We start from the raw sequence: 22,733 nt of genomic DNA on the forward strand, positions 1-22,733 counted from the left end.
ACCACCGCCATGCCAGCAACCTATGCCACCTCCTTGCACCCCGACGCCAGCGGCCGCCGCGCGCGCTGGCTGGGCCTGTGGCTGCTGGCCGCCAGCGTGGCGCTGCTGCTGCTCGGCGCCAGCGTCGGCAGCACGGGCTTTGGCAGCTTGCTGAACCTGCGCGGCGACCCGCTGGCGCAGCAGATCGTGTGGGACATCCGCCTGCCGCGCACGCTGGGCGCATGGCTGGCCGGCGCGCTGCTGGGGCTGGCGGGCGCCATTGCCCAGGGGCTCTTTCGCAACCCGCTGGCCGACCCGTACCTGCTGGGCAGCGCGTCGGGCGCGGCGCTGGGCGGCGCCGTGGCCATGGCCGTTCTGGGTGTGTCGCCCAGCACGGCGAGCTGGCTGGCGCGACTGGGCGTGACGGGCTTGGCCTTCGCGGGCGCTGCGGGCGCCGTGCTGCTGACGCTGGTGTTGGCGCGTGGTGTGCAGCACACGCTGCGCCTGCTGCTGGCGGGCGTGATCGTGGGCGTGGTGCTTGGCGCTGCGCGCGACCTGATCCAGGTGGCGCAGCCCGCCATTCTGGAGCCGATGCAGGTCTTCACCATGGGCAGCTCGGCCTTCGTGGGCTGGCAGGCCTGCGCCATCATGGCTGGCGGCTGGCTGCTGTGCGCCGCCACGGCCTGGGCGTTGTCGCGGCTGCTGGACGGGTTGATGCTGGGCGAAGCCACGGCCGCCAGCCTGGGCCTGCCCATCGTGCCCATGCGCGCTGGGCTGGTGCTGGCGCTGGCCCTGGCCACCGGCACGGCCGTGGCGCACACCGGGCTGATTGCCTTCGTCGGGCTGGCGGCGCCGCACCTCGTGCGATCGATCGCGCGCGTCACCCACCAGTGGCATGTGTGGCTGTCCAGCCTGATGGGCGCGGTGCTGCTGCTGGCCGCCGACATCCTGGCGCGCTGGGTGGTGGCGCCGCAGGAACTGCCCGTGGGCGTGCTCACCGCCGCGCTGGGCGGCAGCTACCTGCTGTGGCTCATGCACCGCCGGGTGCTGGGAAGCTCGCTATGAAGAACATAGCTGTTAGCGCACGCCAGATAAGCGCCAGCATCGCAAATGCCTCTATATTGCGCGGCGTTGACCTGGACCTGCCCGCTGGCCGCTGGACCAGCGTGGTCGGCCCCAATGGTGCGGGCAAGTCCACGCTGCTCAAGGTGCTGGCAGGCCTGCTGCGCCATGCGCGTGTGCAAGGGCGGGTGCAGTTGCTGGGCCGCGCGCTGGCCGACATTCCCCCGCGCGAGCGCGCCCGCCAACTGGCCTGGCTGGGCCAGAACGAGTCCGCCGCCGAAGACCTGCCCGCCTACGACGTGGCCATGCTCGGCCGCCTGCCGCACCGTGCCTGGATGGCGCCGGCCAGCGATGCCGACCATGCCGCCGTGCAGCAGGCGCTGCACACCACCCAGGCGTGGGACTGGCGCGACCGTCCGCTGTCGGAACTGTCGGGAGGCGAGCGCCAGCGCGTGCTGCTGGCGCGCGCGCTGGCCGTGCAGGCGCCCGTGCTGCTCATGGACGAACCCCTGGCCAACCTGGACCCGCCGCACCAGACCGATTGGCTGCACACCGTGCGCGACATGGTGGGGCAGGGCGGTACCGTGGTCAGCGTGCTGCACGAGGTATCCATCGCGCTGCAGGCCGACGACATGCTCATCATGGCCGCCGGCGGCGTGGTGCACCACGGGCCATGCCAGAGCGCGGCCACGCACGCCGCGCTGGAGCAGGTGTTCGAGCGGCGCATCCAGGTGCGCGAGATCGACGGCCTGTGGATGGCGCTGCCCCGCATGGAGCGGTGAACGCGCTGCTCCCCTTTCCCTTGAACCCCTTGCGGCCGGCGGCCGGCCGCAGAGGGCGTGGAGTGTGAACGCATGAATTTGGACGCCGGTTTTCCCCAGGTCGCGCAGGTGCTGCTGTGGCCCGTGCCCGTGCGGGTGGCACTGGCCTTTCTCCGTGCCCTGTGGATGCGCGGCGCCATGCGCATGCAAGCCTGGCAGCGCTGGCGCCTGCCGCATCACCGTTCGCTGCGCGTGGCGCCGGGGCTGCCGATGGAGGAGCTGGCGCTGCAGTTGGTGCGCCACATGCGGCCTTCCAGGCGCGGCGTGCTCCATCGTTTCCCGTGACGGCTTGTTTTCCCCAGACTTCTTCTTGAGGCACTGCATGCAGATTGAAACTCCCCCCACCGAGAAACGCTACGACAAGGCCGAAGGCGAGCGCCGGGGCCTGGTCATCGTCAACACCGGCGACGGTAAGGGCAAGAGCACGGCGGCCTTCGGCCTGGCGCTGCGCGCGCATGGCCGGGGCAAAGCCGTGAAGGTCTTCCAGTTCATGAAGGTGCCCGGCGCCCGCTTTGGCGAGCACCGCATGTTCGAGCAGATCGGCCTGCCCATCGAAGGCCTGGGGGACGGCTTCAGCTGGAAGAGCAAGGACTTGGACCACTCCGCCCAACTGGCGCGCGACGGCTGGGCCAAGGCCCGCGCGGCCATCCTGTCGGGCGAGAACTTCCTCGTTGTGCTCGACGAAATCACCTATCCCCTGATCTATGGCTGGCTGCCACTGCAAGAGGTGCTGGACACCCTGGCGGCGCGGCCCAAGGACGTGCACGTGTGCCTGACGGGCCGCCGCTGCCCCGAGGAAATCATCGCCATCGCCGACACAGTGACGGAGATGAAGCTCATCAAGCATGCGTTCCAGGCGGGCATTCCCGCGCAGCGCGGCATCGAGGACTGAGGGGGCGCCGCGCCATGCTGTATGCGCAGACCGTGCCTACCCCGCTGGGCGAGATGCTGGCCGTGGCTTCGGACCGGGGGCTGTGTCTGCTGGAGTTCGTGGGGCAGCCGGGTGTGGAGCGTGAATTGGCCCAGGTGCAGGCCGCTCGCGGTAAGGCCCTACAGGAGAAGGGCAATGCGGTCACCGTGCTGCTGGCCAGTGAGTTGGCGGAATACTTCGGGCGCCGCCGCCGCGTGTTCGGTGTGCCGCTGGACCTGGTGGGCACGCCATTCCAGATCGCCGCGTGGCAGGCGCTGCTGGCCATCCCTTACGGCGAGACGCGCAGCTATGCACAGCAGGCACGGACCATCGGCCAGCCCACGGCCACGCGCGCCGTCGCTGCGGCCAACGGGCAGAACAAGGTCTCCATCGTCGTGCCCTGCCACCGGGTGATCGGCAGCAACGGCAGCTTGACCGGCTTTGGCGGCGGCCTGCCGCGCAAGCGTGCGCTGCTGGCGTTGGAAGATACTTCCGCGCAGCGCGATTGGTTGAACGAGACGCCATAACGGCCCCCTCGCCCACACCGCCGCCGAACGCGCGGCCTTTTATCGCGCCATTGGCGCGCACCGCCAGCGCCGTCCAGAACCCCTGCCTGCACCGCGATTGCGGCCGCGTGCCGCTGGCACCGGTTGGTCCATGACGGTGAATGGGGGGTGCCCGGCGACCGGTGGCGTTGATGGCGGTGCGTGCCCAAGGCAACACTGCCGAATATGCAGCCATGCTGGCGCTTCTGATCTACCTGCTGGGTCAGCGGAGTTCGGCGGAATGGGTCAGCTGGGTGATGATGGGCGTGACCGCGTCGCGCTATCTGTTGGTGATGGGCGTGTTGGCTTCTGCCACGTTGGCGCGTCCCAACCCTTTCCGTGCCGTGGGGGCGCTGGGGACCTATGTTGGCGGTACCGTACTCGCATTGGCGTTGCTTTTTGCAGCGGCATAGATGTGGTGCGCAACGGCCTTGGGGCCGTTGTGTTTCGAGAGGGGCCACCACGCACCGGCCATGAAAGAAGTGGTGCCAGGCGCACGCGAACCATGTCACTCGGCACACGCGCGCCTGAAGCTGCTGGAGGCGCTACCGGCGAGTCATTGCGCACCATGCTGTGAACGCAATGCCAGAGGCGATTGGCCCGTCACGGATTGGCATGTGAACCTGAAAACCCGCTTCATCCGCCCCCGAATGGACATAAAAAAAGCGCCCTCGCGAGGCGCTGATTTTTCTGGCGGTGGCGGAGACTGTGAGATTCGAACTCACGGACGGTTGCCCGTCGGCAGTTTTCAAGACTGCTGGTTTAAACCACTCACCCAAGTCTCCGCGAAGCCGCCTATTGTAAGCGGGTGGCGGGGCGGCGCGGTGCTTGTGGTTTGGCGCTGTGGGGGCTCGTCGTCAGCGCTTTAGCGCAGCCTCCAACTGGGCTTTGTTCATCTTGGAACGCCCGGGGATGCCGCGTCGGCGGGCGTCCTCGTAGAGTTGCTCGCGCGTGCGGCCTTGCGGGCCCTGGTGCGACCGCTGGCCTCCGCGTACCGGGGCAGGCGTGTCCTGCAGTGTGTGGGGATCGGCCTGCTTGGCCTCGCCGTGCTGGGCACGTTCCTTGTTCACGGTGCGTGCGGCGATTTCTTCGGCGGTGTCCCGCTTTTCGCCGCGCTCCAGCAGGCTGTCCTTGATGTGCTCGTATTGGCGCTCGCGTTTGGCGCTCCAGGTGCGTTGGGGCATGGTGGCACTCCGCTGTGGAAATGGCTTCCAGCCTAGAAGGCGTGTGCGGGCGCGCCGTCGGCACCAGGCCTCCTTTGTCGTAGGACGCAGGCGGACTATGAGTGAAAATGGCTGTTAGCGCTTTACGGATAAGCGCTAACAGCTATATTTTCAATAGCAAAATGATGCTACATGCCGAGTGACCGGAGCAGCGCCTCGGTGTCGGCATCCGTTGCGCTGGCAGGGGCTGCCGCTGGCGCGGGTGCTGCCGCCTGCGCCATGAGTGCGTCGGGGTCGGGCGCGTCCTGGGGTTCGAAGTCGAAGAGCTTGATGAACTGTGTGCGGTCGATCGCCAGTTCCAGATAGAAGATGTTGTTGCTGCCCGTGTAGAAGGTCACGCGGCGGGCCTCGGGCTGGTCGAGGTTGGCGTCCACGCTCAGCACCACCTGTTGGTTCAGCACCAGCATCTTGGGCTGGTTCTGCGTGATGTGGGTCTGCAGTTCGCGGCGCACCTTGCCGGTGAAGTCACCCACCACCTGGTTCATCAGCTCGCCCATGACGTTGCTGACTTCGTCAGAGGTAAAAGAACTGGCCAGTTCCTGCGCCGACATGCCCATGCTGAGCATGTAGCGCTCGTAGATCTCCATGGCGGCGGCGGCCGAGAAGTTGATGATCACCAGCCCCGAGAAGCCGCCGTCGAACAGCACGAAGCAGCCAATGTCGGGCTTCAGGCAGGTCTTGGTGATGCGCTGCACCATGCCTGAGTAGTGCACGGGGCCCTGGGTGGCGACCGACAGCACACGGGTCACGGAGTTGCACAGCGAGACCAGCACGTCTTCGGTGCCGTAGACGACGGAAGTGGAGGGAGGAGTCATGGGGATGCGGTGAAAGTGCGGCGACGGCGAACGCAAAGGTGGCGAAGGCCAATGCGCGAATCATGACATGCCCTGCTGCGCACGCGGGTGCGCGAGGGCCCCTGTCCAACGTGGTTAACCGCTGTCGTTCATAAATTTTGAATCGAAACATCAATACGGTTGAAACTTACCGCACGGAGTGCACTCTAGACTGCGTCACTTCAACAGAGCGCCGTCTCTGCTGCGGGTCCCATCCGGGCAATCGCCGCGCACTGTTCCTCTACCGCCACCATTCCGTATGACCACCGCTTCCGCACCACGCCCCGCGCGCTACGGCGCCACCGCCATCGCCCTGCACTGGATCCTGGGCCTGTCCATCGTGGCCGTGATTTGTGTCGGCTGGTACATGACGGGGCTGCCGTTTTCGCCCCAGCGCCTGAAGCTCTACAACTGGCACAAGTGGGCGGGCGTGGCCATCCTGGCGCTGTCGGTGCTGCGGCTGCTGTGGCGCCTGACCCACCGTCCGCCCGCATTGCCTGCGGCGGTGCAGGCAGCCATGCCGCGCTGGCAGCAGGCCGCGCACCATGGCGTGCATTACCTGATGTATGCGCTGTTCCTCATCGTGCCGCTGGTGGGTTGGGCCTACAGCTCGGCCGCCGGCTTTCCCATCGTTTTCCTCGGCGTGGTGCCGCTGCCTGACTTTGTGCCGGTCAGCCCTGCCCTGGCGGAGGCCATCAAGCCCCTGCATGCCATCAGCGCCTACGCCTTGACCGCCCTGGTCGTGTTGCACGTGGCGGCAGCCGTCAAGCACCAGCTTATCGACCGTGACGGCCTGGTAGGCCGCATGCTGCCGGCGCGTGGCTGAGCCCGTTTCTCTTCCTGTCCTGATCCATGAATGGAGCATTCACCATGATGCAGTCGTCCCTTCCCCGTCTTGCTGGCATGGCACTGGCCGGCGCCGCGCTGCTGGCCGCAGGCAGCGCCTTCGCGCAGCAGAAGCTCGTGCCCGAGCAGAGCGAGATCGTCTTCGTGAGCAAGCAGATGGGCGTGCCCGTCGAGGGCCGCTTCAAGAAGTTTGATGCCCAGGTCGCGTTCGACCCCGCCAAGCCCGCCACCAGCAAGGTGGCGTTCACCGTGGATACCGGCAGTGCCACGCTGGGCGTGAAGGAAACCGATGCCGAGCTGCCCAAGCCCGTGTGGCTCAACGTGCCCAAGTTCCCGCAGGCCACGTTCCAGTCCAGCGCCATCAAGGCCGTGGGCGCGGGTAAATACGAAGTGGCCGGCAAGCTCAGCATCAAGGGCGCGGCGCAGGACGTCGTGGTGCCCGTCACCCTGACCCAAAGCGGCGCCATCACCACCGCGGCGGGCAGCTTCGCCATCAAGCGCCTGGCGTTCAAGATCGGCGAGAACGAATGGGCCGACACGTCCATGGTGGCCGACGAGGTGCAGGTCAAGTTCAAGCTGGCCCTGACCGGCGTGCCCAAGCTCTAACGCTTGCCCTTTTTAATCACCAACCTCTACTACGGAGAAACCGACATGCGTTCCACCTTCCTGACCATCACTGCCGCCGCTGCCCTGACCGCGGGTGCCGTGCACGCCCAGCCCGCCACGTACGCCGTGGACCCCACGCACACTTTCGCCACGTTCGAGATCAGCCACTTCGGCGCCAGCGTGAACCGCGGCCGCTTCGACAAGAAGGAAGGCACCGTGCAGTTCGACAAGGCCGGCAAGACCGGCAAGGTGGAGCTGACGCTGCACATCGACTCCGTCAATACCGGTACCGCGTCGTTCGACAAGCACCTGCAGAGCGCGGACATCTTTGACGCCGCCAAATTCCCCACCGCCAAGTTCGTGGGCGACAAGTTCACCTTCGAGGGCGACAAGCTCACGGCCGTGTCGGGCAACCTGACCATCAAGGGCAAGACGCAGCCCGTCACCCTGAAGGCCAACCAGTTCGCCTGCTACGACAGCCCGATGCTCAAGCGTGAAGTGTGCGGCGGCGACTTCGAGACCACGATCGACCGCACGGCCTTCGGCGTGGATTACGGCGTGCAGTACGGCTTCCCCAAGAACGTGCGCATCGTGGCGCAGATCGAAGCCGTCAAGCAGTAAGCCGGCAAAAACACGGGCCCGGCTGTCCAGGTCCGTCCTCCTGCCTCAAGGGCTGGTGCCGTCAGGTGCCAGCCCTTTTTTCATTGCGCACGCAAAACAGCCTTTACGCCCCCAACTGGTCCGCCAAGTCCAGCAAATCGCGCGCGTGCAGGTCGTTGCCTGGGCGTGGCGAGACATCCTTGGCGTGGCCCGCGCCGAACTCCAGCGGCCGCTCGATATAAGCCGTGCGCAGGCCGCAGGCGCGCGCGCCCGCCAGATCGTCGTGGTGGGCGGCCACCAGCATCACCTGCTGCGGTGGCAGCTCGAACACGCGGGCCACGCCCAGGTAGGTGGCGGGATCGGGCTTGTAGGCGCGAAAGACCTCGGCGCTCAGGATGCAGTCCCAGGGCAGGCCGGCGCGCTTGGCCATGTGGGTGAGCAACCCGATGTTGCCGTTGGACAGGGTGGTGATGGTGTAGCGGCGTTTGAGCCGCGTCAGCCCCGCCACGCAGTCGGGCCACGGGGAGAGCCGGTGCCACACGCGGTTCAGGTGCACGCGCTCTTCCTCGCCCAGGTGCGCCAGGCCAAAGCGCGGCAGGATTTCGTCGAGGATCTGGCGGTGCAGGGCGTCGATCAGCGTCCAGCCCTGCGCGCCGCTCATCACCCGCGCCATCGCTGGCTGGTAGCCCGCGCGCCAGGCGCGGGCGAAGGCGTCTGCGTCCACGCGGGGGTGGTGCTGCTGCATTTCGCGCACGATGCTGCCGTGCCAGTCCACCACCGTGCCAAAGGTGTCAAAGGCCAGCACCTGCACGGTGCAGGCGATCTCCTGAAGAGCGGAATCAGCGTTCATGGTCGGCCCTGTGATGGCATTGCGCCGCAGCGTAGCACCTGTATCGCGTACGTGCAGCCGCCCCAAGCCCGTGCGCCGGCGGGGAAGGGCCATGCGTGCTATGGTCGCGCGCCCTGGGGTTAACCCTGGTTTCCGAGCCTTCCATGACTGTTTCTGCCACGCCCACTTCCAGCACCGCCACACCCCCCGCCGATGCCGATGCCGCCAGCCCCGCGGACGAGCGCACGCTGGTGCGCGCCGTGCTGGCCATGGGCGTGGGAGGCTTTGCCATCGGCACCGGCGAGTTCGTCATCATGGGCCTGCTGCCCGAGGTGGCGCTCGACCTGGGGGTGACCATTCCGCAGGCTGGGCACGTGATCAGCGCCTACGCGCTGGGCGTGGTGGTGGGCGCGCCGGTGCTGGCCGTGCTGGCGGCGCACTGGGGCCGGCGGGCGCTGCTCATGGCGCTGATGGCGGTCTACGCCCTGGGCAACTTTGCGTCGGCGCTGGCGCCAGGCTATGCGTCGCTGGGGCTGCTGCGGCTGGTCAGCGGCCTGCCGCACGGCACCTACTTCGGCGTGGCGGCGCTGGTGGCCGCGGCACTGTCACGGCCGGGCCAGCGCGCCCGGGCCGTGGGCTGGGTGATGCTGGGGCTGACCAGCGCGACGCTGGTGGGCGTGCCCATCGCGGCGGCGCTGGGCAGTCTGCTGGGCTGGCGCGCGGCCTTCGTGTTTGTGGGGGCCATCGCGCTGGCGGCGGTATTCATGGTGCGGCGCTGGGTGCCCGACATGCCCGCGCCGCAGGGCGCCAGCCCCTGGCGCGAACTGGGCGCGCTGGCGCGGGGCCAGGTGTGGTTCACGCTGGGCATCGGCGCCATCGGCTTCGGCGGCATGTTCGCGGTGTTCAGCTACATCAAGCCCATGCTGCTGGAAGTGGCCGGCATGCCGGCGGCGCTGGTGCCGTTCACGCTGTCGCTGTTTGGCCTGGGCATGGTGGCGGGCAACCTGGTGGGCTCGCGCATGGCGGACCGCGCACTGATGCCGACCGTGGGCAAGCTGCTGTGGTGGTCGGTGGCGGTGATGGTGGTGTTCGTCGCGGCGGCGCACCACCCGCTGACGGCGGCGCTGTCCGTCTTCCTGCTGGGTACGGTGGTGGCCATCGGTCCCGCGCTGCAGATCCGTCTGATGGACGTGGCGGGCGATGCGCAGACCCTGGCGGCCGCGCTCAACCATTCGGCCTTCAACGCTGCGAATGCGCTGGGGGCCTGGCTGGGCGGTGTGGCCATCGCAGCGGGCGGCGGCTGGACTTCCACCGGCTGGGTGGGGGCGCTGCTGGGCCTGGGCGGCCTGGCTGTGTTCACAGCGGCGCTGGCCAGCGAGCGGCGGACACGGGCTCGCTGATCTGTTGTTTTGCTATCAAAAAAAAGCTGCTGGCGCTTGTTGGGTGGGCGCTAGAGGCCTGTTTGACCTTAAGTCACTGCGCGCGGCCATGGTGGCGCGCAAGGTACACCCTCTCGTCCAGCGACGACAGCACCAGCGCCAACACAATCCCTACCGCCGCGCCCAGGGTGGTATCGAAGATGCGTGACAGTGCCATTTCCGCGGCTTCGCCATGGTGCGCCATGTTCGTCATCAGCAGAGCCATCGGCGTCACGAAAATCTGGCCCAGTGCGTAGTTGAACCCGATCACCGCCTCGGTCAGCACCTGCAGCACGGCCACGGCCAGCAGCAGCGTCCAGAACGATGGCTCGGACGAGAGGATCGCCCAGGCGATGCCGGCGCCCACCACAGTGCCCAGCGTGCGCTGCCAGCCGCGGTGCACCGTGCCCGGCAGGTGCGCACCTTGCAGCACGGCCACCGCGCCAATCGACGCCCAGGCCGGGTGCGCCCAGCCCGCGGCGTGTGCCAGCAGGGCGGCCAGCGCGGCGCACAGCGCCACGCGTGCCGACTGCACGGGTGCGTAACCCGGCGTGAGGGGCTTCGGGGCGCGTGCCCCCGCCGCTGCCTGGACGGGTGTTGCGGCAGGCGGTGCCACTTCCAGGTCGCGCAGGCGGTCGGTCAGCAGGCACAACAGCCAGGCGGCGGCCACGCCCAGGGCGGTGGCGCCGGCGCGCCCGGCCAGTGCCAGCGCGCTGTCAACCGGACTGATCGCGGCGCTGGCCGCGAAGATGAAAATCACCGCTCCCGGCGCGCCCATCTGCATGCGATGGGCCAGTGATGCCAGCAGCCCTGCCATGCCCGACAGGGCCAGCAGCATGGCTACCGGTCCCAGCCCCGACCAGGCCAGCAGCGACAGCAGCGCCACGGGCATGACCAGCAGCGCCCCGGCCTTGAGGACGACGCCGCGGCGGCGGGCCAGCGGCGCGAAGCGCCCGAACAGTGCCGCCAGAGCGCCCAGGCCGCCGAAGCCCGCCACCTGTGCCCAGGGCGAGACATGCAGCAGCCCGGCAACCAGGATCACCGCCAACGCCACCTGCGCGCCGGCAATCGTGGCGTTGCGCAACGAGGCGGGGCGCTGCAGCGACAGGCTCTCCCGCAGCCGCGCGGATGCCAACGCCTGGCGCAGAGCGTGGCCGTGGGAGCTGGGAAGAAGAGGGCCGGTTGGCAACGCCATGGCATCAGTCCTCGTGCTGGGCGCTGGCAATGCGCGCCTCGATCTGCTCGAAGGCCTGCAGCAGGGTGCGGGCGGTGGCCTCGTCCAGATCGGCCAGCAACTCATCCTCGATGGCGGCAAGGCGCTTGCGGATGCCGTTGGCCGTGCGCTTGCCAGCGGCAGTGAGGCGCACGAGCTTGATGCGGCGGTCGCTCGCGTGCGCCTGGCGCTCGACCAGTCCCTGGGCAGCCAATGCGTCCAGCAGCCGTACCAGGCTGGAGCCGTCCAGCCCCACGGCGGCTGCCAGCTCGGTCTGCGAGATGCCGTCGCCCAGGCGGTGCAGGTGCACCAGCGGTGTCCAGACGGCGTCGCTCAGGCCTTCGGCGGCCAGTTGTGCGTCCAGCGTCTTGCGCCAACGCCGGCCCAGGCCCACGAGCCGCACGCCCAGCAGGCGCTTGGGGTTGGCGGGGCGGGCGGCATCGGACGATGAGGCAGCAGACATTTTGTTATTCTAACAAATCATTTGAATTCAAATGATTTGTCAAAAAACAAGGGCCGCGCACCATGGCCTGGCGGGCGGCCCTGCTGTGCGCTGCGCTTACTTGCGGCGCGCGGCGCTGCTGGCGACGGCCAGTGCGGTCATGTTCAACACCCGGCGCACGGTGGCTGCGGGCGTGAGGATGTACGCCGTGGCCGAGGTACCCATGAGGATCGGGCCCACGGTGACACCGCCGCTGGTCGTGGTCTTGAGCACGTTGTAGAGGATGTTGGCCGAGTCGATGTTCGGGCAGATCAGCAGGTTGGCCGAGCCGGTGAGCGTGGAGTCCGGCAGGTAGTTGTTGCGGATCTTGGGCTCCAGCGCGGCGTCGCCATGCAGCTCGCCATCGCATTCGATCTCGGGATGGCGGGCCACGAACAGGTCGCGTGCTGCGCGCATCTTGCGCGCCGAGGCGCGCTTGGACGAGCCGAAGCTGGAGTGCGACAGGAACGCCACCTTCGGCGGAATGCCAAAGCGCTGCACTTCCTGCACCGAGGACCAGGCGATGTCGGCCAGTTGCTCTGCCGTGGGGTCTTCGTTGACGTAGGTGTCGGCGATGAACAGCGTGCCGTTGTTGGTCGTCATCAGCGCGTTCAGCGCGGCGTATTGCTGCACGCCGGGTGCATGGCCCAGGATGCTGTGGATGCGTTCCAGGTGCGTCTCGTAGGTGCCCACCAGGCCGCAGATCATTGCGTCGGCATCGCCCAGCTTCACCATCAGCGCGGCGATGATGGTGTTGGAGCGGCGCACGGCTGCCTTGGCCACCTCGGGCGTGGCGCCGTCACGCTTCATGAGCTGGTGGTAGGCCTCCCAGTACTGGCGGAACCGCGGGTCGTCCGAGGGGTCGCAGATCTCCACGTCCTTGCCCGGCTGCATGCGCAGGCCGGCCTTGGCGATGCGTGCGGCGATCACCGCCGGGCGTCCGATGAGGATCGGGTGGGCGATACGGTCGTCGATCGCAAACTGCGCGGCGCGCAGCGCACGCTCGTCCTCGCCGTCGGCATAGGCCACGCGTTTTTGCGCGTCGGGCAGCGTCTTGGCGGCGTTGATCACCGGGCGCATCAGGATGCCGGTCTGGTACACGAAGCGCGACAGGCTCTCCTTGTATGCCTCCATGTCCTCGATGGGACGGCTGGCCACACCCGACTCCAGCGCGGCCTGCGCCACGGCGGGGGCGATCTTGAGGATCAGGCGCGAATCGAACGGCGTGGGGATCAGGTAATCGGGGCCGAAGGTCAGCTCCTGGCCGGCATAGGCGGCAGCCACTTCCTCGCTGATGTTTTCCTTGGCCAGCGCGGCGATCTGGCGCACGCAGGCGAGCTTCATGGCCTCGGTGATCTTGGTAGCGCCGCAGTCCAGCGCGCCGCGGAAGATGTAGGGGAAGCACAGGACGTTGTTGACCTGGTTCGGGTAGTCCGAGCGGCCGGTGGCGATGATGCAGTCCGGGCGCACGGCCTTGGCCAGTTCGGGGCGGATCTCGGGCTCGGGGTTGGCCAGCGCCAGGATGATGGGCTTGTCCGCCATGGTCTTGACCATCTCGGCCGTGAGCACGCCGGGGGCCGAGCAGCCCAAGAATACGTCGGCGCCGTCGACCGCATCGGCCAGCGTGCGTGCATCGGTCTTCTGTGCGTAGCGGGCCTTGGATTCATCGAAGCCGCCGGGGCGACCTTCGTAGATCACGCCCTTGGAGTCGCACATGAAGATGTTTTCCGCCTTCACGCCCAGGCCCACCATCACGCCCACGCAGGCAATGGCGGCGGCACCCGCGCCCGAGACGGCGACCTTGACCTGGTCGATCTGCTTGCCCACCAGTTCCAGGCCATTGAGCAGCGCGGCGCTGGAGATGATGGCCGTGCCGTGCTGATCGTCGTGGAACACCGGAATGTTCATGCGCTTGGACAGCTCGCGCTCGATGTAGAAGCACTCGGGCGCCTTGATGTCTTCGAGGTTGATGCCGCCCAAGGTGGGCTCGAGTGCTGCCACGATCTCGATGATCTTGTCGGGGTCGCGTGCGTCCAGTTCGATGTCGAACACGTCCACGCCGGCGAACTTCTTGAACAGGCACCCCTTGCCCTCCATCACCGGCTTGCCGGCCAGCGGGCCGATGTCGCCCAGGCCGAGCACGGCCGTGCCGTTGGTGATCACACCGACCAGGTTGCCGCGCGAGGTGTAGTCGAACGCCTTGGTCGGGTCGGCCTGGATGTCCAGGCAGGGATAGGCCACGCCAGGCGAGTAGGCCAGCGACAGGTCGCGCTGGTTGGACAGGGGCTTGGTGGGCGTGACGGCGATCTTGCCGCGCGTCATGTTGCGGTGGTATTCGAGCGCGGCTTCGCGCAGTGCCGCTTCAGCGGCAGACAGGGGCTGGGTCATACGAAATACGAATGGTGCGGTGCACGAAAAAACAGGCCAACACGGGCCGGACAAGCTTACTGCATGCTGACGCAAACAGAGGGCCTGCACGGCAGCCTGCGTGGACGACAACAAACCTTCCGCGCCCCGTGCGCATACGGCACGCGGGGCGCGATCCTTCGGGTGGAAGGCGCGGGGCAGGGCGACGTTCAGTGGGCGTCGGCCTGCCGGGCGGCGAGCACGGCCGCAGAGGTGTCGCGGCTGGCTCCATTGAAGAAGATGTTCAGGACCACGGCAGTGATCGAGGCCAGCAGAATACCGGATTCGATCAGCGGATGGATGGCATGGGGCATCCACTGGCGGAAGTTGGGTGCGATCAGCGGGATCATGCCCACCCCGATGGACACCGCCACGATCATCGCGTTGTTGCGGTTCTTCTGAAAGTCCACGTTCGACAGGATGCGGATGCCCGTGGCCGCCACCATGCCGAACATCACCAGCCCCGCGCCGCCCAGCACCACGGTGGGCAACGACTCGATCAGCGCCGCCATCTTGGGCAGCACGCCCAGCACGATCAGGATCATGCCGCCCGCCACGCACACCCAGCGGCTCTTGACGCCGGTGACGGCCACCAGCCCCACGTTCTGCGAGAAGCTGGTGTACGGGAAGGTGTTGAAGAGGCCGCCGATCAGCGTACCCAGGCCGTCGGTGCGCAGGCCGCGCGTGAGGTCGTCGCGCGAGATCTCGCGCCCCGTCATCTCGCCTAGGGCCAGGAACATGCCGGTGGACTCGATCATCACGACGATCATCACCAGCGTCATGGTCAGGATCAGGATGGGGTCGAACACCGGCAGCGCGATCTCGAATGGCAGCACCATGTCGAACCACTGGGCCTGGGCCACCTTGTGAAAGTCCATCAACCCCATGGACGCGGTGACCACCCCGCCCACGATGATGCCCAGCAGCACCGAGATGTTGGCCCAGAAGCCCCTGCCAAAGCGCGCCACCAGCAAGATGGTGAGCAGGACGACGCCCGAGATGCCCACGCCTGTCAGGTCGGCATAGCGCGGGTTGGGCAGCGTGGGCACCACGGCGAAGCCCTTGGGCACTGGCGGCAGCGAGGAGCCGGGCGCGCCGGCGGCGGCCTGGGCCTCGGCCAGCCACTTGAGGTGCTCCGGGTTGGGAACGGCCGGGGCCGTGGGCCCCACGGGGTTGCCGAAGATCCAGTTGATGCCTACGCGCATCAGGCTGATGCCGATCACCGCGATGATGGTGCCCGTGACCACCGGCGGAAAGAACCGCAGCAGGCCGCTGATGACCGGCGCGATGAGCATCGGGACCACGCCCGCCCCGATCACCGCGCCAAAGATCAGCCCCGCGCCCGCCTGACCGCCCGTGGCTTGCGCCATGGACACCATGGGCGCCACGGCCGCGAAGGTCACGCCCATCATCACCGGCAGCTTGATGCCGAACCACTGCGTGGCACCCCAGGCCTGGATGAGCGTGACCAGCCCGCAGACGAAGAGGTCGGCAGAGATCAGGTGCGCCACCTGCTCGGGCGGCAGGTTGAGCGCGCGCCCCACGATGAGCGGCACCGCCACCGCGCCTGCGTACATCACCAGCACATGTTGCAGACCCAGCGTGGCTGCGCGGCCCCAGGGCAGTTTTTCGTCAACCGGATGAACGTTCGTGGACATGGGTGTTCCTTGGAATCCTGGCTTGCTGTTCAAGGGGTTTCTGCCTGGCGGACAGGGCTGCCATTGCGCACAGCAATCCATACAAAAACTGTATACAAAGTATGCGGAATTGCCTGTCGTAAGGCGACCCCGATCAAGGTCGAATTGCTAGGGGTTTGCCCTTGCTGCTTGCCAAGCGGCGGTGTCGGCTACCAACGGCGCAGCTACGCCCGGCGGTTGCTCGCCACCAGTCGGCGCGATGGGATCGGCGCAGGGCGTAAAAAAGCCCGGCATGGGCCGGGCTGGAGCATTGGTGCGGCTGTGCGTCAGGCCATCAGGTCTGCCAGGCTGCGCGCTATGACCTTGGTGGCGCGGCGCAGGTCTTGCAGCACCACGCGCTCGTCGGCGCGTTTGGCATGCGATTCAAGCACCGTGCGCGGGCCCGCGCCGTAAATCACGCCGGGGATGCCGCGCTCCACATAGAGGCGCACATCGGTGTACAGCGGCGTGCCCACGGCGGGAGGCTTCTCGCCAAAGACTGCCTCGCCGTGTTGCTGGATGGCCTCCACCAGCGGCTGATTGCCGGGCAGCGGCGTCATGGCGTTGGCCAGCAGCAGTCGTTTGACGTCCACGCGTAGGGCGTCTGCGCTCCCGTAGCCGCGCTGGGTATTGAAGCCTTCCACCGCCTGGGTGATCACGGCGCGGATGCGCGCCTCGACCTCGGCGGGGTTCTCCTCCGGGATCATGCGGCGGTCGAGCTTCAGCACCACCTTGCCGGGCACCACGTTGGTGTTGGTGCCACCTTCGATGCGGCCGATGTTCAGGTACGGGTGCCGGATGCCCGGCACCTTCGACGTCACCTGCCGGTACTGCACATTCTCGGCATACAGCGCGTTCATGATGGCCACCGCGCCCTGCAGTGCGTCCACGCCCGTGTGCGGCACCGCGGCATGGGCCATCTTGCCGTGCACGGTGACCTCCATCTGCAGGCAGCCGTTGTGCGCGGTGACCACCTCGTAGCTGAAGCCCGCGGCGATCATCAGGTCGGGCCGTGTCAGTCCCTGCGCCAGCAGCCAGCCGGGGCCGAGCAGGCCGCCGAACTCCTCGTCGTAGGTGAAGTGCAGCTCGATCGCGCCCTGCGTGGGCTTGGCCACCGCCTCCAGCGCGCGCACGGCGAAGGTGAAGGTGGAGAAGTCGCTCTTGCTCACCGCGGTGGCGCGGCCATACATGGCGCCGCCTTCGATCTGGGCGCCGTACGGGTCCCTGGTCCAGCCTTCGCCCGGCGGCACCACGTCGCCGTGGGCGTTGAGGGCGATGGTGCGGCCCGAACCCGCGGGCCCATAGGGCCGGCGCACGATCAGGTTGGTGATGGACTCCATGCCGTAATCCTTGACCTCCTGCGCGGGAACGGCGTGCTTCTCGGCCTCGAAGCCGAAGGCCTGGATCAGTTCAGCGGTGCGCTCGGCATGCGGTGCATTGTTGCCGGGCGGCGTGTCGGTGGGCACCTGCACCAGTGCTTGCAGAAAGCGCACCTGCTCGTCGAAGTGCTGGTCGATCCACGCATCCAGTGCGGCGTAGGTGGCTTGGCGGTCTTGGTTCATGGCGGAGCGTTCCATGGAGGGGTTATTCGGCGGCCAACTGCTGCAGCACATGGCTGAAGGCATCCACCGCCAACTGGATGTCGTCGGCGGTGCTGGATTCCAGCGGGTTGTGGCTGATGCCGCCGTGCAGGCCGCGCACGAACAGCATGGCCTGCGGCATGATTTCGTGCAGTTTCATGGCGTCATGGCCGGCGCCGCTGGGCATGCGGTAGACGGGGACGCCCAGGGCGTCGACGGCCTTCTCCCAGCGGTGCTGCCAGGCGGGGGCGCTGGGGGCTGCGGCGACCTTCATGGCCAGCTCGGCCTTGTACTGCAGGCCGCGGCGTTGGGCGATTTCCTCCAGCTGGGCCAGCACGTCGGCCACCATGGCATCGCGCTGCGCATCGGTGGGCGCGCGCATGTCCATGCTGAAACTGCACTTGCCCGGCACCACGTTGATGGAGCCGCCTGGCACCTGCAGCATGCCGATGGTGGCGACGCTGTCGCCATCGCGCGCGGCGCGCTGCTCCATGTACAGCGCCAGCTCGGCCACGCCCAGGGCGGCGTCGCGGCGGCGGTCCATGGGCGTGGTGCCCGCGTGGCTGGCCATGCCCAGCATCTCGCAGACGTAGCGCACGCCGCCGTTGATGGACGTGACCACGCCCAGCGGGATGTCCAGCTCGTTGAGCACCGGGCCCTGCTCGATGTGCACCTCGATGAAGCCCAGGTAGCGGGCGGCATCGCGCCGCAGCTTGGGGATGTCGCCAATGCACAGACCGGCGTGCTGCATGGCCTCGCGCATGGTGATGCCGTCGGCGTCCTTCTGGTCCAGCCATTCGTTGCGGAAGTCGCCGATGAGCGCGCCCGAGCCCAGGAAGGTGGCCTTGTAGCGCTGGCCTTCCTCCTCGGCAAACGCCACCACCTCGATGCCGAACGGCAGGCGCCTGGCCTGGCGGTGCAGCTCGCGCACGCAGGCCATGGGCACGAAGATGCCCAGACGCCCGTCGTACTTGCCGCCGTTGCGCACGGTGTCGTAGTGGCTGCCGGTCATCAAATACTTGCCGTCGGGTGTGGCCGGCTTGTAGCGGCCGACCACGTTGCCCACGGCGTCGATCTCGACCTCGTCAAAGCCGCAGTCGCGCATCCAGTGGCTGATGCGCTGGGCGCAGGCGCGGTGCGCATCGGTGAGGTAGGTGACGGTGAGCTGGCCTTTCTCGGCATAGCCCGGGTCGCTGTGCTGGGCCAGGCGCTCGTGCCAGTCCCAGACGTCGTTGCCCAGCACCGGCTCGGCGCCGAACTTGTCGTTCAGGCGGATCTCGGCAATGCGGTGGATGTTGCGCAGCGCCTCGGCGCGCTCGAAGTCGGGGTGGTTGGACAGGCGACGTGCGAAGGTGGCGATGATCTCCTGCCTCGACAGTCCCGTGCCGCGCGGCCCGCGCACCGCCAGGATGAAGGGAAAGCCGAAGCGGGCGTTGTAGTCGGCATTCAGTTGCTGGATGCGCGCGAACTCCTCGGGCGTGCAGTGGGTCAGGCCCGCCTGGCTTTGCTCGTTCGTGGACTCGGCCGTGAGCGCCTGCGCCACCATGGCCTTGCCCGCCAGCTCGGGGTGGGCGCGGATCAGCTCCAACTGCCTTTCCACGCCGGCGCCGTTCAGCACCTGCACCATGGCGTACTTGAGCTGCGCCAGCGAGCGGAAGGGGCGCTGCTGCAGCGCCGCCTCGGCGATCCAGGGCGAATGCTCGTACAGGCCGTCGAGCATCTGCAGGGCCTCGGCGGGGGAGGCGGCGTTGAGTTGTTCCAGGGTCCAGGCCATGGCGGTTCCTATAGCTATCAAAAAAAGAGCTGCTCGCGCTTATTGGATAAGCGTTACAGCCCGATTTGGCTTAAATGGCGGGTACGGGAAAGCGCTGCGCCCAGTGGCGCGCGAGGTCGATGCGGCGGCACACCCAGACGTGGTCGTGGTGCTGGATGTGGTCCAGGAAGCGCTGCAGCGCCCTGATGCGGCCGGGACGGCCGAGCAGGCGGCAGTGCATGCCGATGCTCATCATCTTGGGCGCGTTGTCGCCGGCCGGGTCGCCCTCGGCGTAGAGCGCATCGAACGTGTCCTTCAGGTACTGAAAGAACGGGTCGGCGTGCGAGTAGCCCTGCGGCAGCGCAAAGCGCATGTCGTTCACGTCCAGCGTATAGGGCACGACGAGCTGGTGGTGCGCGCTGCCGTCGCTCTTGGCCACCTTCATCCAGAACGGCAGGTCGTCGCCGTAGTAGTCGCTGTCGTAGGCAAAGCGCCCGTCATCGGCCACCAGGCGGTGGGTGTTGGGGCTGTCGCGGCCGGTGTACCAGCCCAGGCCGTGGTCGCCGCCCTGGCCGTAGAGCGTGTCGAAGATCTCCAGGCACTGCGCCATGTGGGCGCGCTCCACCTCCTCGGGCACGTTCTGGTAGTGGATCCACTTCAGGCCGTGGCAGGCCACCTCGTGGCCCAGCTCGGCGAAGGCCTGGGCCAGCTCGCGGTGGCGTTGCAGCGCGGTGGCCACGCCGAACACCGTGAGCGGCAGGCCGCGCCTTTCGAACTCGCGCAGGATGCGCCACACGCCGGCGCGCGCGCCGTATTCGTAGATGCCTTCCATGCTCATGTGGCGCTCGGGGTAGGCGGCCGGGTTGAACATCTCGGACAGGAACTGCTCGCTGGCGGGGTCGCCGTGGAGCACGCAGTTCTCGCCGCCCTCCTCGTAGTTCAGCACGAACTGCACGGCCACGCGGGCGTTGCCCGGCCAGTGCGGGTGCGGGGGTGTGCGGCCGTAGCCGATCAGGTCGCGGGGGTAGGGCGCCGTCGTGTCATAGGTCATGGCGATACGGAGGAAAGGGCCATCGAAAGGTCGTTGGTCGGCAGGTCGCGATCAAAGGTCAGGCCCGCCTCCACGTTGTCCAGGTGCTGCTGCATCAGCTGCACGGCCTGCGCCGCGTCGCCCGCGGCCAGCGCCGCGACGATGGCGGCGTGCTCCTCGTGCGAATGCTCGGCGGCGGTGGTGGACTGGTACATCAGCGTGATGAGGGCGCAGCGCGAGATCAGCTCGCCCAGCAACTGGGCCAGCACGTCGTTGCCCATGAGCTCGGCCATGCGCACGTGGAAGTCGCCCAGCAGCTCGGTGCGCTGGCCCACGTCGTTGCCCTCCATGGCCTTCTTCTCGGCCGCCACATGGGCCTTCAGCGCGCGGATTTTCGCGGGCGTGCTCTGCGCCAGGAAGGCGCGCACCATCTCGGCCTCCAGCATGCGGCGCACCGCGAACACCTGGCGCGCTTCCTGGACCGAGGGCGCGGCCACGAAGGCGCCGCGCGCGGGCTCCAGGCGGATCAGGCGGTTCTGCGACAGCTGGAACAGCGCCTGGCGCACCAGCGTGCGCGACACGCCGAAATGGTCGGCGAGCTTCTGCTCGGCCAGCTTGGTGCCGGGCAACAGGCGGTGCTCGACGATGGCGCGCGTGAGGCTTTCGACGATGAAGCCGGTGGTGGAGGTTTCCATGCGGCCATCATAGTCGTGAAAGACAATTTTTGTATACAGTTTCTGTGGACTGTTAAATACCTGGTGCGCTGCCGTTGAAGTGCTGTGCCACGAAATCAACGAAGGCCTTGACCCGCGCGGTGGCCGCATGCCGCTGCGGGTACACGGCGTGGATGTCCGCCGGCGGCGTGTCGTAGTCCCGCAGCACCTGCACCAGCCTCCCGCTGCGCAGGTAGCGAGCGATGTCCCATTCCGCGCGCATGACGATCCCCATGCCCGCCAGTGCCCAGTTCACAGCAATCTCGCCGTCGTTGGTGCTCAGGTGGTTGCGCAGCCGCACCGTCTCCTGCTTGCGGTGGCCGTTGAAGCGCCACACGCCGTGGGCGTCGTCGCCCTGGCGGATGTCGATGCAGTCGTGTTGCGGCAGCTCGGCCGGCCGCGTGGGCGTTCCGCGGCGCGCCAGGTAGGCGGGTGCGGCGCACAGCAGCCGCCGATTTGGGGCGAGGCGCCGCGCAATCACGCGCGCATCGGGCGGCTCGCCGAAGCGGATGCACACGTCGAACCCATCGTCCGCCAGCGGCGGTGGCTGCACCGACAACTGCAGCTGCAGTTGGATCTGCGGATGGCGGCGCACGAAGGCAGGCACCAGTGGCGCGATGTGGCTGCGCCCGAAGCCCAGGGTGGCGTTCACACGCAGCAGGCCCTGCGGCTCGGCCTGCATGTCGCTCACCAGTTGCTCCATGGCGTCGATCTCCGCCAGGATGCGGCGCGCGTGCCGCAGGTAGGTATTGCCCTCGGCCGTCAGGTGCAGTCGCCGCGTGGTGCGGCTGACCAGCTGCACGCCCAGGCGCGATTCCATCTGCGCCAGGCGCTTGCTGGCCGCCGCCGTGCTGATGCCCAGCTCTCGCGCGGTGGCCGACAGGCTGGCCCAGCGCGCCAGCAGGCTGAAGAAAGCCATCTCTGACGGGGCGGTGGAGGGGGTGCTCATTGTTGAATGAAAGTAAACAATGGCATCACTTTAACGCGGTGATATGTGGGCATGGCATCGCTAGATTCAGGGCCATGCCACGCATGTTGCGCGGCCTTCTGATTTGAGGAGCGAGCATTTCCATGAGCAAGACCTATCGCATTGCCTGCATCCCCGGCGACGGCATCGGCAAGGAGGTGATCCCCGCCGGCCAGGCCGTGCTGGAGGCATTAGTGGCATCCCAGCCGGGCCTGGGCTTTGCGTTCACCAGCTATGGCTGGGGCGGAGACTGGTATCGCGCGCACGGCGAGATGATGCCGGCCGACGGCCTGCAGGCGCTCAGGGACAAGGACGCCATCCTGTTCGGCTCGGCCGGCGACCCGCATATCCCCGATCACATCACGCTGTGGGGCTTGCGCCTGAAGATCTGCCAGGGGTTCGACCAGTACGCCAACGTGCGCCCCACGCGCATCCTGCCGGGCATCGATGCGCCGCTCAAGCGTTGCGCGCCCCAGGACCTGGACTGGGTCATCGTGCGTGAAAACTCCGAAGGCGAATACGCCGGCGTGGGCGGCCGTGTGCACCAGGGCCATCCGCTGGAGGCCGCGACCGACGTGAGCATGATGACCCGCGCCGGTGTGGAGCGCATCATGCGCTTTGCGTTCAAACTGGCGCAGTCGCGTCCGCGTAAGCTGCTCACGGTGGTCACCAAGAGCAACGCCCAGCGCCACGCCATGGTGATGTGGGACGAAATCGCGGTGCAGATCAGCCGCGAATTTCCCGATGTGCGGTGGGACAAGGAACTGGTGGACGCGGCCACCGCGCGCATGGTGAACCGCCCCGCATCGCTGGACACCATCGTCGCCACCAACCTGCATGCCGACATCCTGAGCGACCTGGCCGCCGCGCTGGCGGGCAGCCTGGGGATAGCGCCCACCGGCAACATCGATCCCGAGCGCCGCTACCCCAGTATGTTTGAGCCCATCCACGGCTCGGCCTTCGACATCATGGGCAAGGGCCTGGCCAACCCGGTGGGCACGTTCTGGAGCTGCGTGATGCTGCTGGAGCACCTGGGCGAACACGCCGCCGCGCAGCGCCTGATGCGTGCCGTGGAGCATGTCACCGCCAACCCTGCGCTGCACACGGGCGACCTGGGCGGCCAGGCCACCACGCAGCAGGTCACCGATGCGGTGTGCGCCCAACTGGCGCAGCCGGTGGGACAGCAGGCAGCGCTGGCCTGAGCCGGTGGGCGGCACGCACCGCCCATGCGTTTTCATCACG

The 22,733-nt window shown here is 67.7% G+C and carries 23 protein-coding genes and 1 tRNA gene; 11 read left to right on the forward strand and 13 right to left on the reverse strand.

From position 1 onward, the window contains the following. Positions 1-9 precede the first annotated feature (9 nt). From PCQ86_RS06070 to PCQ86_RS06095, 6 genes are all read left to right on the forward strand, one after another. Positions 10-1,044, forward strand: coding sequence for a FecCD family ABC transporter permease (locus PCQ86_RS06070; protein ID WP_187148609.1), 1,035 nt, complete (start codon positions 10-12; stop codon positions 1,042-1,044). Beyond that, positions 1,041-1,823, forward strand: a complete 783-nt coding sequence (locus tag PCQ86_RS06075; protein WP_270175086.1) for an ABC transporter ATP-binding protein — start codon at positions 1,041-1,043, stop codon at positions 1,821-1,823. The genes PCQ86_RS06070 and PCQ86_RS06075 overlap by 4 nt, the downstream gene beginning before the upstream one ends. Before the next feature lie 72 nt (positions 1,824-1,895). Next, a complete protein-coding gene (locus tag PCQ86_RS06080; RefSeq protein ID WP_270175087.1) occupies positions 1,896-2,147 on the forward strand; it encodes a hypothetical protein in 252 nt (83 codons plus the stop codon). A gap of 37 nt (positions 2,148-2,184) precedes the next feature. Continuing rightward, positions 2,185-2,754, forward strand: a complete 570-nt coding sequence (gene cobO, locus PCQ86_RS06085; RefSeq protein WP_220638671.1) for a cob(I)yrinic acid a,c-diamide adenosyltransferase — start codon at positions 2,185-2,187, stop codon at positions 2,752-2,754. A gap of 14 nt (positions 2,755-2,768) precedes the next feature. Continuing rightward, positions 2,769-3,299, forward strand: a complete 531-nt coding sequence (locus tag PCQ86_RS06090) for a methylated-DNA--[protein]-cysteine S-methyltransferase (RefSeq protein WP_270175088.1) — start codon at positions 2,769-2,771, stop codon at positions 3,297-3,299. A gap of 170 nt (positions 3,300-3,469) precedes the next feature. Continuing rightward, positions 3,470-3,730, forward strand: a complete 261-nt coding sequence (locus PCQ86_RS06095) for an MAPEG family protein (protein WP_270175089.1) — start codon at positions 3,470-3,472, stop codon at positions 3,728-3,730. 284 nt (positions 3,731-4,014) lie between these two features. Here PCQ86_RS06095 and PCQ86_RS06100 read toward each other — a convergent pair. The 3 genes from PCQ86_RS06100 to PCQ86_RS06110 all read right to left on the reverse strand — a co-directional run bounded on the left by PCQ86_RS06100 (position 4,015) and on the right by PCQ86_RS06110 (position 5,355). After that, positions 4,015-4,102, reverse strand: a tRNA-Ser gene (locus tag PCQ86_RS06100). Positions 4,103-4,174: 72 nt separating this feature from the next. Then, positions 4,175-4,501, reverse strand: coding sequence for a hypothetical protein (locus PCQ86_RS06105; protein ID WP_047350795.1), 327 nt, complete (start codon positions 4,499-4,501; stop codon positions 4,175-4,177). Between the two features lie 167 nt (positions 4,502-4,668). After that, a complete protein-coding gene (locus PCQ86_RS06110; RefSeq protein WP_270175090.1) occupies positions 4,669-5,355 on the reverse strand; it encodes a DUF3334 family protein in 687 nt (228 codons plus the stop codon). A gap of 277 nt (positions 5,356-5,632) precedes the next feature. On the opposite strand from PCQ86_RS06110, the gene PCQ86_RS06115 reads away from it, so the two are divergent. Genes PCQ86_RS06115 through PCQ86_RS06125 form a run of 3 tightly spaced genes read left to right on the forward strand, consistent with a single transcriptional unit; the run spans position 5,633 to position 7,446 of the window. Then, positions 5,633-6,199 (forward strand): cytochrome b, encoded by a 567-nt coding sequence (locus tag PCQ86_RS06115; RefSeq protein ID WP_270175091.1) that lies wholly within the window; start codon positions 5,633-5,635, stop codon positions 6,197-6,199. A gap of 47 nt (positions 6,200-6,246) precedes the next feature. Further along, positions 6,247-6,825 (forward strand): YceI family protein, encoded by a 579-nt coding sequence (locus PCQ86_RS06120; RefSeq protein WP_270175423.1) that lies wholly within the window; start codon positions 6,247-6,249, stop codon positions 6,823-6,825. 45 nt (positions 6,826-6,870) lie between these two features. Further along, positions 6,871-7,446, forward strand: coding sequence for a YceI family protein (locus PCQ86_RS06125; protein WP_103737267.1), 576 nt, complete (start codon positions 6,871-6,873; stop codon positions 7,444-7,446). A 103-nt stretch (positions 7,447-7,549) separates the two neighbouring features. Here the strand turns inward: PCQ86_RS06125 and PCQ86_RS06130 are convergent, their stop codons facing one another. Next, a complete protein-coding gene (locus PCQ86_RS06130) occupies positions 7,550-8,275 on the reverse strand; it encodes a haloacid dehalogenase type II (RefSeq protein WP_270175092.1) in 726 nt (241 codons plus the stop codon). A 143-nt stretch (positions 8,276-8,418) separates the two neighbouring features. On the opposite strand from PCQ86_RS06130, the gene PCQ86_RS06135 reads away from it, so the two are divergent. Continuing rightward, positions 8,419-9,654 carry an MFS transporter gene (locus tag PCQ86_RS06135; protein WP_270175093.1) on the forward strand — a complete coding sequence of 412 codons (1,236 nt, stop codon included), beginning with the start codon at positions 8,419-8,421 and terminating at the stop codon, positions 9,652-9,654. Between the two features lie 73 nt (positions 9,655-9,727). On the opposite strand, the gene PCQ86_RS06140 is transcribed toward PCQ86_RS06135, so the two are convergent. From PCQ86_RS06140 to PCQ86_RS06180, 9 genes are all read right to left on the reverse strand, one after another. After that, a complete protein-coding gene (locus PCQ86_RS06140) occupies positions 9,728-10,867 on the reverse strand; it encodes an FUSC family protein (protein WP_270175094.1) in 1,140 nt (379 codons plus the stop codon). A 4-nt stretch (positions 10,868-10,871) separates the two neighbouring features. After that, positions 10,872-11,348 (reverse strand): MarR family winged helix-turn-helix transcriptional regulator, encoded by a 477-nt coding sequence (locus PCQ86_RS06145; protein ID WP_103737264.1) that lies wholly within the window; start codon positions 11,346-11,348, stop codon positions 10,872-10,874. 96 nt (positions 11,349-11,444) lie between these two features. Continuing rightward, on the reverse strand, positions 11,445-13,754 hold the full coding sequence (locus tag PCQ86_RS06150) for an NADP-dependent malic enzyme (protein ID WP_270175095.1): 2,310 nt from the start codon (positions 13,752-13,754) through the stop codon (positions 11,445-11,447). Positions 13,755-13,942: 188 nt separating this feature from the next. Further along, positions 13,943-15,430, reverse strand: a complete 1,488-nt coding sequence (locus PCQ86_RS06155) for a nucleobase:cation symporter-2 family protein (RefSeq protein ID WP_270175096.1) — start codon at positions 15,428-15,430, stop codon at positions 13,943-13,945. Between the two features lie 305 nt (positions 15,431-15,735). Continuing rightward, positions 15,736-17,025, reverse strand: a complete 1,290-nt coding sequence (locus PCQ86_RS06160; protein ID WP_270175097.1) for a M20 family metallopeptidase — start codon at positions 17,023-17,025, stop codon at positions 15,736-15,738. A gap of 7 nt (positions 17,026-17,032) precedes the next feature. Then, complete coding sequence (gene uraD / locus PCQ86_RS06165; protein ID WP_220638678.1) at positions 17,033-18,802, reverse strand: 2-oxo-4-hydroxy-4-carboxy-5-ureidoimidazoline decarboxylase; 1,770 nt, start codon at positions 18,800-18,802, stop codon at positions 17,033-17,035. 70 nt (positions 18,803-18,872) lie between these two features. After that, positions 18,873-19,832, reverse strand: coding sequence for an allantoinase PuuE (gene puuE / locus PCQ86_RS06170; protein WP_047350804.1), 960 nt, complete (start codon positions 19,830-19,832; stop codon positions 18,873-18,875). Beyond that, positions 19,829-20,506: a GntR family transcriptional regulator gene (locus PCQ86_RS06175; protein WP_011804551.1), complete on the reverse strand. Its 678-nt coding sequence runs from the start codon at positions 20,504-20,506 to the stop codon at positions 19,829-19,831. The genes puuE and PCQ86_RS06175 overlap by 4 nt, the downstream gene beginning before the upstream one ends. A gap of 52 nt (positions 20,507-20,558) precedes the next feature. After that, positions 20,559-21,473: a LysR family transcriptional regulator gene (locus tag PCQ86_RS06180; protein WP_015912748.1), complete on the reverse strand. Its 915-nt coding sequence runs from the start codon at positions 21,471-21,473 to the stop codon at positions 20,559-20,561. 122 nt (positions 21,474-21,595) lie between these two features. Between PCQ86_RS06180 and PCQ86_RS06185 the strand changes: the two genes are divergently transcribed. After that, entirely contained in the window at positions 21,596-22,693 is a 1,098-nt protein-coding gene (locus tag PCQ86_RS06185; protein ID WP_270175098.1) for a tartrate dehydrogenase, read from the forward strand. Positions 22,694-22,733 lie beyond the last annotated feature (40 nt).

It is taken from the genome of Diaphorobacter sp. ED-3 (assembly GCF_027625375.1).
GTDB lineage: Bacteria > Pseudomonadota > Gammaproteobacteria > Burkholderiales > Burkholderiaceae_C > Diaphorobacter > Diaphorobacter nitroreducens.